The sequence below is a fragment of the Christiangramia aestuarii genome, assembly GCF_009735585.1.
In the GTDB taxonomy this organism is placed as follows: domain Bacteria; phylum Bacteroidota; class Bacteroidia; order Flavobacteriales; family Flavobacteriaceae; genus Christiangramia; species Christiangramia aestuarii.
On sequence record NZ_VJVW01000043.1, the window covers coordinates 1 to 532 of the forward strand.

The window sequence follows — 532 nt, forward strand, 5'->3', positions numbered from 1 at the left end:
GGAAGGCCTGGTGCGAGTGCGCGGCAAGGGCAACAAGGTCCGCGAGCTGCCGGTCGGCAAGGCCGCGCGCCAGGCGCTCGAAGCCTGGCTGCCGCTGCGCGCCCAGGCCGCTCCGGAAGACGGTGCGGTGTTCATCGGCCACAGCGGCAAGCGCCTGACGCCACGGGCGATCCAGCTGCGGGTGCGCCAGGCCGGCGTCCGCGAGCTGGGCCAGCACCTGCACCCGCACATGCTGCGGCACTCCTTCGCCAGCCATCTGCTGGAGTCGTCCGGCGACCTGCGCGCCGTGCAGGAACTGCTCGGCCACGCCGACATCGCCACGACCCAGATCTATACCCACCTGGACTTCCAGCACCTGGCCTCGGTCTACGACCGCGCCCATCCCCGCGCCAAGCGCAAGGGCAACGCCGATGGAGGCAACGACCCATGAGCAGCCTGCGACTGATCACCTTCGACCTCGACGACACCCTGTGGGACGTCGCCCCGGTGATGAACAACGCCGAGGCCCTGCTCCGCGAATGGCTGGCGAGCA

General features: G+C 70.5%; 1 protein-coding gene. It reads left to right on the forward strand.

Going from position 1 to position 532, the window contains the following annotated elements:
- A partial coding sequence (locus FLP08_RS16835) for a tyrosine-type recombinase/integrase (RefSeq protein ID WP_156278085.1) occupies window positions 1–430 on the forward strand: 430 nt, incomplete at its 5' end.
- Between the last annotated feature and the right edge of the window lie 102 nt (window positions 431–532).